This is a genomic window from Candidatus Enterococcus murrayae (assembly GCF_017315985.1).
GTDB lineage: Bacteria > Bacillota > Bacilli > Lactobacillales > Enterococcaceae > Enterococcus_A > Enterococcus_A murrayae.
Genome location: NZ_JAFLVR010000021.1, coordinates 69,966 through 82,944, shown reverse-complemented (window position 1 = coordinate 82,944; position 12,979 = coordinate 69,966). Strand labels below are relative to the sequence as shown.

Annotated in this window: 10 protein-coding genes; 8 read left to right on the top strand and 2 right to left on the bottom strand. The window is 37.9% G+C overall.

Features of this window, described 5'->3' with window-relative positions:
* The first annotated feature begins 441 nt into the window (after positions 1-441).
* On the top strand, positions 442-1,125 hold the full coding sequence (locus JZO85_RS10070) for a flavin reductase family protein (protein ID WP_207108390.1): 684 nt from the start codon (positions 442-444) through the stop codon (positions 1,123-1,125).
* Positions 1,126-1,473: 348 nt separating this feature from the next.
* Here JZO85_RS10070 and JZO85_RS10065 read toward each other — a convergent pair whose 3' ends face one another.
* The gene (locus JZO85_RS10065) at positions 1,474-2,775 is read right to left on the bottom strand and encodes a PTS sugar transporter subunit IIC (protein ID WP_207108389.1); all 1,302 of its coding nucleotides are present in this window, start codon (positions 2,773-2,775) and stop codon (positions 1,474-1,476) included.
* Between the two features lie 11 nt (positions 2,776-2,786).
* Positions 2,787-3,404, bottom strand: a complete 618-nt coding sequence (locus tag JZO85_RS10060; RefSeq protein ID WP_207108388.1) for an AAA family ATPase — start codon at positions 3,402-3,404, stop codon at positions 2,787-2,789.
* 39 nt (positions 3,405-3,443) lie between these two features.
* Here JZO85_RS10060 and JZO85_RS10055 point away from each other — a divergent pair, with 39 nt between their 5' ends.
* The 7 genes from JZO85_RS10055 (at position 3,444) to cas1c (ending at position 12,972) form a co-directional block, all read left to right on the top strand.
* Positions 3,444-4,136, top strand: coding sequence for a MurR/RpiR family transcriptional regulator (locus JZO85_RS10055; RefSeq protein ID WP_207108387.1), 693 nt, complete (start codon positions 3,444-3,446; stop codon positions 4,134-4,136).
* A gap of 1,263 nt (positions 4,137-5,399) precedes the next feature.
* Entirely contained in the window at positions 5,400-7,784 is a 2,385-nt protein-coding gene (gene cas3, locus JZO85_RS10050; protein ID WP_207108386.1) for a CRISPR-associated helicase Cas3', read from the top strand.
* Positions 7,785-7,805: 21 nt separating this feature from the next.
* Positions 7,806-8,531: a type I-C CRISPR-associated protein Cas5c gene (gene cas5c, locus JZO85_RS10045; protein ID WP_207108385.1), complete on the top strand. Its 726-nt coding sequence runs from the start codon at positions 7,806-7,808 to the stop codon at positions 8,529-8,531.
* Positions 8,528-10,426 (top strand): type I-C CRISPR-associated protein Cas8c/Csd1, encoded by a 1,899-nt coding sequence (cas8c, locus tag JZO85_RS10040; RefSeq protein ID WP_207108384.1) that lies wholly within the window; start codon positions 8,528-8,530, stop codon positions 10,424-10,426. The genes cas5c and cas8c overlap by 4 nt, the downstream gene beginning before the upstream one ends.
* 1 nt (position 10,427) lies before the next feature.
* Positions 10,428-11,285, top strand: coding sequence for a type I-C CRISPR-associated protein Cas7/Csd2 (cas7c, locus tag JZO85_RS10035; RefSeq protein WP_207108383.1), 858 nt, complete (start codon positions 10,428-10,430; stop codon positions 11,283-11,285).
* Between the two features lie 26 nt (positions 11,286-11,311).
* On the top strand, positions 11,312-11,941 hold the full coding sequence (gene cas4 / locus JZO85_RS10030) for a CRISPR-associated protein Cas4 (protein WP_242550310.1): 630 nt from the start codon (positions 11,312-11,314) through the stop codon (positions 11,939-11,941).
* Positions 11,938-12,972, top strand: coding sequence for a type I-C CRISPR-associated endonuclease Cas1c (cas1c, locus tag JZO85_RS10025; RefSeq protein ID WP_207108381.1), 1,035 nt, complete (start codon positions 11,938-11,940; stop codon positions 12,970-12,972). Before cas4 ends, cas1c begins: the two co-directional genes overlap by 4 nt.
* The last annotated feature ends 7 nt before the right edge of the window (positions 12,973-12,979 follow it).

Below are 12,979 nucleotides of genomic sequence, written 5' to 3'. Positions count from 1 at the left end.
ATTGCCCATGTTCAGTTGTGATCCTTACTCTCGTTATTCTTCTTATCAAGTTAAAAGGATGCTTTTTAATGAATTTTTCTAAAGCAAGACAGAAGCCTAATGATTTAAAAATATGAACTAGTGTCAGAAAGCTGATTCGCAATTAGCCAGAGGTTCAAGGGACGGAAGAGCTGACAGACGACTATATGACCCGCTTCAATGTGTAACATTTGATAATCAATCGGGTAAGTTGTTTTTTTGAAAACGCTTTTATCAATCGCAATCACTTGCTACAATAGATACTGAGTTATGATGATATCGTAAAGGTATAGGGCTACTTGATTTACTCTATAGCGTCTGCAAAAATGCAAAAAATATTGGTTTAATATAAATGATACGACATACAAGTGCCGTATTGCTTTTGCTACTCTAAAACTAACTAAAAACGAGGAGGATTTTGTTATGAAAAAAGAGGTGTCACTTGTTGATAGACCGGATAAACTGGCTGGATATGACATTGAGCAATACGTCGCATTTTGCGGCAATTTGTCTTGGTATGATTTTGTTACATCCATGCCACAATTGGTTTTTGTTGTCACTGGTTGGAAATCAAACGGCAAGGAAAACGCCTGCTTGCACTCTTGGTCCAGCTTTATGGGTAGTGGCTTGGAGGATTTTATTTGTATCTTGGGAAAAGTCAATAAAGACGGGCATATGTATCAATCGCTGAAAGAAACAAAAGTCTGTGTGTTAAATTTCCCTTCAAACGACAGTTATGACCGATGTGTTCAAACAATTAAGAATAATCAATTTGAAACAGACGAAATCACCGCTTCGGGACTTACGACAGAGAAAGCGACAACGATCGATGCACCGCGAATTAAAGAATGTTTTTTGAATATCGAATGCGAATACTTATGGGAACAGGAGCTTTTTGAGGGAAGCAAAGAAGTGGCGATTGCGGTAAGGGCCGTCAATATTTGCATGGATAGCGAATCCTACGACCAAACAAAACGCGGAAGATATGGAAACAACGGTTATTTGTACTACATTGACCAACCTACGAATCCAGAAACAGGAGAAATAACACCTGTAGGTCCTGGAATAGTGGAACCAAGCGAACCCATTGAGTGGAGTGGAAATTAAGCATTTTTCAAGGTGACGCATGTCTACAGGAACAGTGTCCGGTCAACCGCGTGCTGTTTTAGTGTTAGGCTGAAAGCATCAGATGAATCCATTCATCTATTGTATGAATTAGAAAAAAAGTAACCCAGAAGCCTTGACCGAGGTAGAAAATGTTTTGGGAAGGCTTAGCTGAGTTAAGAGGATCGAACATGAAGGACGGTGTTCGGTCTTTTTTTTGAGGTATTTTCTTGGAAGTAACTTAGAAGGAGTGTACTGCTTTTCTGCAATTTTAGAATTTATGAAGCTCAATTATCAGAATCAATAATTGAGCTTTTTTTACTTAAGGTAGTATGTTTCTTTTCGCTCTATTTACAGCTCTTCATCCACCAGCTTGGTTTTATTATTCTCCATAACCTTGAAGAATGGATAGTAGATAATAGCACTAATTAGGATCAACACGAAACAGAAGACGATATTTCGCCAATCCATACTTGAAAGATACGCTTGTGCAAAGAACGGGGTGAAGGAGGGATCAACGATAAATCCAACTCCGATCAAACCGATACTTTGAGCGAAATAGGTCAGCAGCAAGGAAACAATCGGTGTGATTAAAAATGGGATTGCTAGAATCGGATTAAAAACGATTGGAAGACCAAAGATCACAGGCTCATTGATTGAACAAATGCCGGGGATCAATGACAGCTTCCCGATTGTTCGGTACTCTGAGACTTTACTTCGCATCATCAAAAGAATTAATCCCAAGGTTCCGCCTGCACCGCCTAAAACTGAAATACGAAACATTTGCAGATTCATTAGGTGAGTCATCGTTTCTCCATTAGACATTTGTTCAGCATTCAGTCCTGTTTGCGCCATCCCAAGAGTAAAGACAATCGGGAAAATGATCGATGAGCCATTAATACCAAACAACCATAAGATATTCCCTAGGGTCACGATTAGTAAGAAACCGCCAAGACTTCCAGCGATATTCGTCGCCGGCGTTAAAACATCCATCACTGTTTCAGGAAAAATCTTTTTCGTTGTTGCTAAGAAAATCAGATTAATCCCATAAAAAAGGATGATATTCGTTAATAACGGAACGAGCGTGTTGATGAAGGTGGCGACCATGGGCGGTACAGTATCCGGCAATTTTAATTTGATATTTCTGACTTCAAAAATTCTGTTCACTTCCACCACCAGCAAACCGATGATGATTGCCACGAACAGCCCATTTGTTCCTAGGTAGTTCAGGTTGATGTTGCCTTCTTTAACCGGAGTACATACCATTAAGAAAATGACGGAGGCCACCATCCCATTCATGGCTGGATTAATCTTGTATTCACTGGCAAGGGAGAAGGCGATTCCGAAAACGCTGATCAGTCCGATGATCCCCATAGTCAAATTGTAAGGAGCGGTGATTAAATCATAATTGGCTACCGCAAAATCCTTCCAACCAGCCATGAATTTCATAAAAAAATTGGCTGTTGCTGGATTGTATTGATCTATGTTAATCGGTGGATTCGCAAAAATCAGAAAAAATGATCCAATCACGATAAAGGGCAGCCCAAACATCATCCCACTCGAGATGGCTTTAAGGTGCCGCTGATTCCCAATTTTTGCCGCAAAAGGGCTAAGCAAATCATTAAGCTTCGTTATGACTGTAGAATTTTCCATGATGCGTCCTCCTATACTTGCCAAGGATTGAAAACAAAGGTACTCGGCACGACATGCTGCGGGTCATATTCTTTTATGATTTCTTCATATTGTTCTTTATAGTCATTATCGACCTCTGCTTGAGGAACAACTTTGCTTGCTTCATGTAAGAAATGTTCTGATCCGCGCCCCATTTCTTGTCCACGCGTGGTATGTTTATCCAACGCAATGTCTGGTATTTCAGGCACATAACCCATGGCGAAGCTTTTTATCACGATATTTTTGAGCAGGTCGGATGAACGGTCTTTTTCTGAATCGCACAAGTACCGAATGGCGTGAAAGAAAAACATCGCCCGGTCAGATTCATTATATTGAAAATCTTTGCGCATCTGATTTAAGTTATTGATCATAATGGCTGCTTGCGGATTTCCCATCCCTACATCCTCAACGCTAATGGCTAATAAACGTCTCCACAGCTTCTCTTCAAATTGAGGGGAGGTAATATACATTTCATAGGCAAATTCGCAGGCCGCTTTTTCTTTTCCTCTGCGGATCGATTTCTGTAATGCTGAGATGACTTCATCACCTTGAAGGCCATTTCGTGTCGTTATTTTTGCCCATGGATCTTGAATAAAATTATTTTTTGTCATGTTATAATACTCCTAACTAAAGAATTTGGGGTGGATCTTATGGATACTGAAACGCTGATTGATAAATATCAGTTGAATGATTCCGAAGCAGCCGTTTTACGTTTTATGGATAAAAATCGTGAGTCACTAAGAGATTTAGGCATTCGCGATGTCGCCAGAGCCTCTTATGTCTCAACGGCGACCATCGTCAATATGGCGAAAAAAATCGGTTATTCCGGTTATAGTGAACTGGTCTTCGCATATGGAAGTAAACCAGTAGCAACGAACCTGACGAAGAATTTCTCAGAGGAAGAAAGAGACGCGTTTGTTCGCCTACTAACTGATTATCGAGAGAAACGGATCATGATCTTAGGTTCAGGATTTTCACAAAATATTGCGAATCATTTTTCTGAAACACTGAATCTTTATGGTTTCCGGGCAACGGCTAACAGTCATCTGGAATTCCTGCGGGAAAACGTTGAAAAGGATGTTCTGATTTTTATTGTCTCTAACTCAGGCGATACCTTTCGTTTAGCTGATCTTGCTCAAATGGCTAAGGATCATCATATTGATCTGATCGCTTTTGTTGGTGAGAAAAAATCAAAAATAGGGCAGTTGGCAACTTTGACTATCAGTACGGAAACATATGCCCCACGAGTCTTATCTGCGTACCAGCCAAACCTTTTCTTTGGAACGACGCTGAATCAATTCGAACTATTATTAAGCGAAGCGTTAAGATCTATCTTTGATTAGAAGAACGATGTGGCCACTGTTTCTTCACTTATCAGTATAAATATCGGATAGCTAAATGTAAGTGTTTTCCTTGGGATGTGAACATGTTTAGACATTTGCAAACGGGTTTACGGAGTTAAGAAAAAAAGACTGTTAACAAGCAAAAAAACGTTAAAAATAGTGGCTACTTTCAAAGCGTCTATAAAAGTTTTTAGAGAACAAAAAGAGATATCAGTCACTGAAACGACTCGTAAAATGAAAAAATTTTAGGATTAATACAATATAATTGGTAAAGATTAACCGAGCATTAAATGGCAAAAAGATAGGAACAAGACCATTAGAAATAAAATCAATTCGTGTAATTAGCGAGTGTTTTCAAATAAAACGGTAAGAGGGACAAGCAAGGTGAAAATTGAGGTGGGTATCGACCTGAACGCGTGATTTGGATTATACTGTTGAACGGACAAAGGGTGGTAAAGTTCATTCTATTGGATCGATTTGGAAACATTTTATTTAGAGTTGAATGAAACAATGGTGGGAATGCTGAGATCGATAATAAGATCACTCAACTGAAGACCAAAAAAAGATATTCAACAAATTCTTGCGAAAAATGAGCTCCACTATGGTTAGTATGATGAAGAGATTGAGGATGCATTGAAGTATTTTGGCTATGAAATAGCGTGCTTATATGAATTAGTGAGACATACACGAAAGCATAATGAGATAGTGGTCGATTACGACATTTTACTCAAGCTATGAAGGGGACGAAGAAAGAAATAAAATCGAAGATCTTTCTGGAATAGATTATCATGAAATAAACATAATAACGAGAGCAAAATTCGAAAAGTTTTCTTTAAAAAGCTTCTTAAACATAAGGAATGAGATACGATCTAACTGAAGATCATAGAGAATAGACAAATTGATAGTTATCTGATGGAGTTTGAAGAACGGGATGAGCGAGAAGGATTTTTTAGTGAAAGATTAGATATGTTTACATATTACAGCATTCAATCATCAAACAATAGTAGTTATTTTACTGTACGTTAAATATTTACTATTTCTAGAGCCCCTATCAAATTTTTATATTTACCAATAAAGTAATATTTTCGATTCGAAATAAATATTCATGTGATGGCTTTAATTTCAAATAAATAATATTTGGTCTTCAAGCGAATATATAAACATTCAGAATCATCCTCTAAAGGTGCTTTTCATTCCATAAAATAAAATTTAATATCTATTGTGTTAAAATAAAATGTGAAAGAAAAAAGATGGGGTGTATAGATGTTTATTGCACATTTCCGAAGTAAAGATGGAGCCGAACAACCTTTAGAAAAACACTTAAAAGAAACAGCAGAGATTGCAAAAGAAAATGGGTCTCCGTTAGGAATCCCTACGATTTGTTATTTAGCAGGTATTCTTCATGATGCGGGAAAATATGGAAGTGCATTTCAAGATTATATTTTTGCAGCTAAACGTGGCGAAAAGGTAGAAAGAGGTAGTGTCGATCATTCAACTTATGGGGGAAAGATGATCCGTTCACTAAGTGCGTCAACAAAATATGAAATGATGGCGATGGAAATGATTGCTAATGCGATTTTTGCACACCATAGTCCTCGCGGGTTGTTAGATTTTATTTCTGGAGAGGAGGATGAAGCGTGTTCTCCATTTATGAACAGATACGAGCGAACGTTAGAAGATTTAGAAAGTGTAAAGGAACTTTTTTTCAGTGAAGTTTTACCGTTGCATAAAATGAATGCGCTTTTATCTGAAACTGGAAAAGAGCTGGAAAGATGGGCAGCTCGGTTTGATCGTGTTAGCAGAACCGATCAATTTTTTTTAATGAAGATGGTATACAGTGCTTTGTTAGATGGCGATCGCAGAAATACTCAGCAGTTTGAAGAAGGAACAGCTATAAGGGAAGAGAGCAACAAAGAGTTATTTTTAGAACTTAGTCAAAAATTGGAAAAGACTTTCGATAGGTTTAAAAAGGGAAATCAGACTGAGATCAATCAGCTCAGGCAAGAGATGGCGGAGGCGTGTTTAAAAGCCGCTGAACGAAAAACAGGAATTTATACCTTATCAATTCCAACTGGTGGTGGAAAAACGCTAAGCAGCATGCGCTTTGCATTAAATCACGCGATCTTTCAAGAAAAACGAAGAATTATCTATATCATTCCATTCTCGTCAATAATTGAACAAAATGCCGAAGTTTTTCGAAAGGAGCTTGGGGATGACAATAACGATTTTATTCTTGAACATCATTCAAACTTAATGATTGAAGAGGATGATGAGTCTGAAGAAAGTGAACGCAAACAAGCACTGATGCAAGACAATTGGGATAGCCCAATTATTGTAACAACGATGGTCCGTTTTCTGGAAAATGTTTTTTCTGGATCGACACGTAATCCTAGAAGGGTTCATCAGTTATTAAATAGTGTGTTGATTTTTGACGAAATTCAATCATTGGCACCAAAGTGTTTGTCGATGTTCAATAGTTTGATCAATTTTCTGAAAAACTATGGTAACACTACTACGTTACTATGTACCGCGACACAACCAACTTTGGGGAAACGAAAATTAAAATTACAGATTGAAACAGACGGAGAGATTGTCCCTAATTTACTTGGGGTGACACAAGCGTTCGAACGCGTTGAGATTATCGATAAAACAATATCCGAGGGTTGGACCACAGAACTGCTGAAAGATTTTGCGGAAGAAGTGATGATGGAAGAAAACAATCTTTTAATGATCTTCAACACGAAAAAAGCAGTTCGAGAAGTATATCAATTATTGCAGGACAGTGAATTTAAAACGTTCCATCTTTCGACTTCCATGACAGCAAATCATCGAAGTGAAATTTTAAAAAAAATTCGAGATGCGTTACGTGACAAACAAAAAATCATTTGTGTCACAACACCGTTAATCGAAGCAGGCGTCGATGTCAGTTTTTCTTGTGTCATTCGCTCGGTTACGGGATTAGACTCAATCGCTCAAGCCGCAGGTCGATGTAATCGGAATGCAGAGTCAGCGGGTTTACAGCCTGTTTATTTGGTGAATCCAGTCAAACAGCTTGAGAATATCGATAAAATGGAAGAAATCAAAACAAAAAAAGAATTGACCACAGAAATTTTGTTGGATCGAAAATTCAATCACGATGAATCTAGTCTCTTGCAGCCGAAATTTATTGAACGATTTTTTGATAAATTTTATGACCGACTCGAACGAACACATGAATCAGAGTATTTAATCAATCAAGGTTCCCAATCCTTATTTCCCATGATGCAAAAAAACAGTAACCGGAAGCAAGCCTTTCAAGATTGCCGAAAAGAACGGGTGCCGACTTGTTTAGTTAGTAGTACAGCGACGATCGCGAAACATTTCAAAGTGATCGATCAAATCGGAGAATCGGTTTTGGTGGAGTTTGGTGAAGGGAAGGAACTTGTCGCGGATTTGGTGGGTTCTGAAGAAATTATTTTTGATAAGAGATGGTATCAAAAAGCACAAAGAAATAGTTTGAATTTATATCAGCATGAGTTTCAAAGATTAGAAAGAGAAGGCATGCTGGAGATTTATGAACCAGGAGTATATGTCCTGCATGCTCAGGCATATAGCAATGATTTTGGGCTGAATATTGAAGGCGATTCAACGGTAGCGCTTAATTTTTAAAAATTGAAAGGAGGAACGAATTTGAAAAATCAAATCAGTTTTCGAGTTTATGGCAAGTATGGATTGTTTACAGATCCATTAACAAAACTGGGAGGAGAAAAAAGCAGTTATCCTGTTCCAACGTATCAAGCATTAAAAGGAATAGCAGAATCGGTGTACTGGAAGCCCACCATTTCTTATGTTGTCGATGAAGTTCGAGTGATCAATCCAATCCGAATGGAATCAAAGGGCATCCGTCCAATGAAATATAATGATTTATCAAAGAACGATCTTGCCTACTATAGCTATTTGCGAGAACCAGAATATGAAGTGAAAGTTCATTTTGAATTTAACAAAAATCGTCCGGACTTACGTCAAGACTATAATGAAAATAAACATTATCAGATTTTAAAACGTTCACTGGCCAAAGGTGGCAGACGAGATATTTTTTTAGGAGCTCGTGAATGTCAAGGGTATGTAGAACCATGCAATTTTTGGGAAAAAGCGGGGGCATATGATAACCAAGAAAATCCGCAATATTTTGGAACGATGGTTCATGGGCTGGATTATCCTGATGAAACAGGCATTGATGAATTACGTGTTCGTTTATGGCAACCTAAGATGGAAAAAGGAGTGATTGTTTTCCCAAGACCAGAGGAATGTCCGAATATTCGATCGATAAGAAAAATGTCTGCGAAAAACGTGGCTTTAGCTGAAATTCAATTGGCGGATGATTTACTTCAAGAGTTGGAGGTGAGTGATTCGTGACATGGATTAGCGATTTGTATGAGACTTATGAAGAGAATAAGGATCAAGTCGGAGAAATATTTATTCGAAATAATCAAAAATTTTCGCTCCTTCCCATTGGTCATATTTACCGGAAAGTTCAAATTGAAGTGACCGTGACGCAAGATGGTGAGTTTTTTTCTGCAAGAGTTTTGGGAAGAGATGAGGCATTGACAATGATTCCGGTGACGGAAAAGTCTGCAAATAAGTCAAATAACCTTGCGCCTAATATATTACATGATGAACTTAAATATGTAGCAAAAGATTTTGAAACATATGTGGATACAAAAAAGAAAAAAGACGAAGAAGAAACAGCGAATCAATTATATATCAGTCAGTTGGCAGAGTATGCAACAGAAAATCGCAGGATGAATGCGGTTTATAATTATTTAAAACAAGGAACATTGATTGGCGATTTAGTTAAAAATAAGATTCTTTTTTTAGATGAAAATGACAAGTTGCTTCCTAAGTGGACAAAAGAACTGACTGAAGAAAAGGGATTTAAACCAGAAATTTTCGATGTGATTTCAGGTACTCAAGATTCCGCGATGGTACGTTTCACCGTGCATGATACGAAAAACTCTATAAATGAACTCCCAATTTGGGAAGATCAAAGCATGACAGATTTTTATATCGAACAAATAAAAAAAGGAGATTTTAAAAAAGAGATTGATTATGTCACTGGTGAAACAATGCCAGTAGCGTCTTATCACAATAAAGGACTTCGCTACGGCGGAGATGGGGCGAAAATAATTTCAGCAAACGATTCAACGAATTTTACTTATCGTGGTCGGTTTGTTGAAAAAGATGATGTAGCAACGGTGGGTTATGAAGTCTCTCAAAAAGCCCATAATGCCCTGAAATGGTTGATAATGAAACAAGGAATTACTCAAAGCGGACGAGTGTATTTAGTCTGGGGAAAAGCATTGCCAGAAAAGCTTACTCCAGTGGCAAGTAGTAATGAATTATTGGACGATGATGACGAGGAAGAAGATTTTTTTGAGGTCAAAGATCGTACGCGAGAAGCGTATGCGAAACGTCTAAGAGGTTCGATCTATGGAAGAAAGAATGAATTAGCCATCGATGCAAAAGTGAACATCCTGATTTTAGATAGTGCTGGTAAAGGTCGATTGGGAATCCTGTATTATAATTCCACGAACCAAAAGGATTACTTAGAGAGAATTGAAAAATGGCATCGACAGTCATCATGGCGCCATACTTATTTTGTAAATAAACAAAGAAGATTTTCTTTTGGAGCGCCCAACTTATTTAGCATCGCAAAAGCAGCTCTGGGTGAAAGAACAAATGAAAAATTGATACAAAATACGGTAACTTTATTATTTACATGCGTAGTAGAAGAGAAAAAAGTTCCATTCGACATCACGCAAAACTTGTTTCATCGTGCTTCAAATCCACAAAGTTTTGAACAGCATGAGGATTGGCTAAAAACAATTGAGATTGCTTGTTCAATGGCAAACAATTATTATTTTAAAGATAAAGGAGGATGTTCCGTGAGTCTTAATAAAGAAAGTAATGAACGAAACTATTTATTCGGTCGCCTATTGGCAGTTAGTCATATTTTAGAGCAAGAAGTTTTGAATGAACAAAAACGATCGACGAACGCAGAGCGGTATATGAACGCATTTAGCACTCATCCGGTAAAAACGTGGTTGATTATTCGAAAAAACTTGCAACCATATATTTCTCGCTTAAGCCCACCTAGTAAAATCAGATACAACAAGCTCTTTGACGAGATTATGAATCAGTTTGATGAAACAACTTATACGGACAAAGCGTTAGATGGTCGCTATTTGTTAGGTTATTACAGTCAGGAATATGATATTTTCCATAAATCAACTTATGAGGAGGCAGAATAGAATGAGTTTAGAAAATAAATACGATTTTAAAGTGATTTTTTCAGTAAAAAAAGCGAATCCAAATGGAGATCCATTGAATGGTAATCGTCCAAGACAAGATTTTGAAGGTTTTGGTGAGGTCTCTGATGTAGCAATCAAACGCAAGATAAGAAATCGTCTACAAGATTTTAAGGAGCCTATTTTTATTCAATCCAGTGATCGCTCTGATGATGGATTTAATAATTTAAAAGATCGTTTGGAAAGTGTCGAAGAGTTGAAAAAAATTTTGAAAGATAAGAAAAAGGCGGATGTCGATGCCTTTGCGCGAGCTGCATGTGAAAGTTGGATAGATGTACGATCTTTTGGTCAGGTCTTTGCGTTTTCTGGCACACAAGTCTCTGTCGGTGTGCGAGGTCCCGTTTCTGTTCAACTTGCTGAAAGTGTGGAACCAGTTGAAGTCAATTCGATGCAGATCATTAAAAGCGTCAATTCTGTCCCAGGCGCTGGAAAAGGACCAGACACCATGGGTACGAAGCACTTTGTTACTAATGGATTGTATACATTCAATGGTAGTATCAATCCACAATTAGCTGAAAAAACAGGTTTTTCAGATGATGATGCTAAAAAAATCCTAGAAGCTTTGAAGTCACTATTTGAAAATGATGCATCAGCGGCTCGACCTGAAGGTTCGATGGTGGTGGAAAAAGTTTATTGGTGGAAACATCCAAGCAAATCAGGGAAATATCCTTCAGCGAAGGTTCATCGCTCCGTCAATATAGCGAAAAAAGAAGGGATCGATAACCCGCATTCTATCGAAGATTATATTATTACAGTTGAGGAGTTAAATGGCTTACCAGTTCAAGCATTTGATGGTATGTAGCCATGTTTCAAGAAGAAGATTTTTTGATGATATCAGGGATTCAACATTTTATTTTTTGCAAACGACAGTGGGCACTGATTCATATCGAGCAGCAATGGGCAGAGAATGTGTTGACTGTCACAGGAAGCCATCTCCATGAAAAAACGGATCAACCTTTTATCAGAGAGAAAAGGAAAGACCGATTGATTGTTCGCGCATTGCCTGTTCATTCAAGAGAGCTTGGGATTAGCGGGATTTGTGATGTTGTTGAGTTTATTCGAGATAGTGAGGGTGTTTTTATACCGAAGTATCAAGACTCATTTAGAGTAAATCCTGTGGAATACAAAAAAGGGAAGAAGAAAACAGACTTAAGTGACGAGATGCAAATGATCGCTCAAGCGTTTTGTTTGAATGAGATGCTAGGAACGGAAATAAACGAAGGCGAGATATTCTATTTTGAAACGAGAAATAGAACATCCATTGAAATCACAGATGAAAAAGTGAAATTGTTACGAGACATCACAAATCAGATGCACGATTATTGGCGAAAACAATGGACGCCCATCGTCAAGGTCACAAAAAAATGTGATCGCTGTTCATTAAAAGATCTCTGTTTGCCTGTATTATCGAAAAAAGAAACTGTAGCCAGTTATATGAAACGGAGGTTGTCTGAATGAGGAAGTTATTAAATACGGTTTTTATTACGACCCCTCATTTGTATTTAAGGCTCGATGGCGCAAATCTGGTCGTTTGGAATGAAGAGAAAAAAGTTGGACGACTTCCACTTCATAATCTTGAAGGCATCGTTACAAACAATTATACGGGGATGAGTCCAGCTCTCATGGCAGAGTGTATGACAAGGAATATTGCGATTTCTTTTATTACAGGGAGTGGAAAATTTCAATGTCGAGTGGTTGGGCCAACATTCGGAAATGTTCTTTTAAGAAAACAACAGTATCGTGTATCTGATTCTGAAAATGACAGTTTAGTGATAGCGAAAAATTTTATTATTGGGAAACTATACAATCAGCGATGGGTACTTGAACGTTTCACCCGCGATCATTCTTTAAGAATCGATCAAGAACTGTTCAAACATGTTTCTAGTGAGTTGAAAGAAGGTATCGACGCCATCTGTACACAGACGATCGGCTTAGAAAATTTAAGAGGAATCGAAGGCCAATTGGCGAGTCGCTATTTTTATGTTTTTGATCAAATGATTTTGCAGCAAAAGGAAAGTTTTCGATTTAATGGACGTAGCCGCCGACCTCCGCTAGATCGAGTAAATGCGTTGCTTTCTCTATCATATACGTTATTAACACATGATTGTGCGGCAGCTCTTGAGTCAGTTGGATTGGATCCTTACGTTGGTTTTATGCATCAAGACCGACTAGGTCGACTATCATTAGCGTTAGATATGTTGGAAGAGTTGAGATCTGTTTATGCTGACCGTTTTTGTTTGGGTTTGATTAATCGTAAAATATTAAACGAACGTCATTTTCTGCAAAAAGAAAGTGGAGCAGTTTTACTAACAGAAGAAGGGCGGAAAATCTTTTTTGATGCCTGGCAGTCTAAGAAAAATGAGAAATTACGTCATCCGTTTCTTGGCGAGCAGATTCAATGGGGCTTGGTACCTTATGTTCAAGCATTATTACTTGCAAGGTACCTGCGTGGTGATCTGGATGAATACCCGCCGTTTCTTTGGAAGTAGGTGATTT

What these genes read in the sequence shown, in the direction of transcription:
- JZO85_RS10070 (WP_207108390.1), top strand. Translation starts at nt 442, where the DNA reads ATGAAAAAAGAGGTGTCACTTGTTGATAGACCGGATAAACTGGCTGGA.
- JZO85_RS10065 (WP_207108389.1), bottom strand. Translation starts at nt 2,775, where the DNA reads ATGGAAAATTCTACAGTCATAACGAAGCTTAATGATTTGCTTAGCCCT.
- JZO85_RS10060 (WP_207108388.1), bottom strand. Translation starts at nt 3,404, where the DNA reads ATGACAAAAAATAATTTTATTCAAGATCCATGGGCAAAAATAACGACA.
- JZO85_RS10055 (WP_207108387.1), top strand. Translation starts at nt 3,444, where the DNA reads ATGGATACTGAAACGCTGATTGATAAATATCAGTTGAATGATTCCGAA.
- cas3 (WP_207108386.1), top strand. Translation starts at nt 5,400, where the DNA reads ATGTTTATTGCACATTTCCGAAGTAAAGATGGAGCCGAACAACCTTTA.
- cas7c (WP_207108383.1), top strand. Translation starts at nt 10,428, where the DNA reads ATGAGTTTAGAAAATAAATACGATTTTAAAGTGATTTTTTCAGTAAAA.
- cas4 (WP_242550310.1), top strand. Translation starts at nt 11,312, where the DNA reads ATGATATCAGGGATTCAACATTTTATTTTTTGCAAACGACAGTGGGCA.
- cas1c (WP_207108381.1), top strand. Translation starts at nt 11,938, where the DNA reads ATGAGGAAGTTATTAAATACGGTTTTTATTACGACCCCTCATTTGTAT.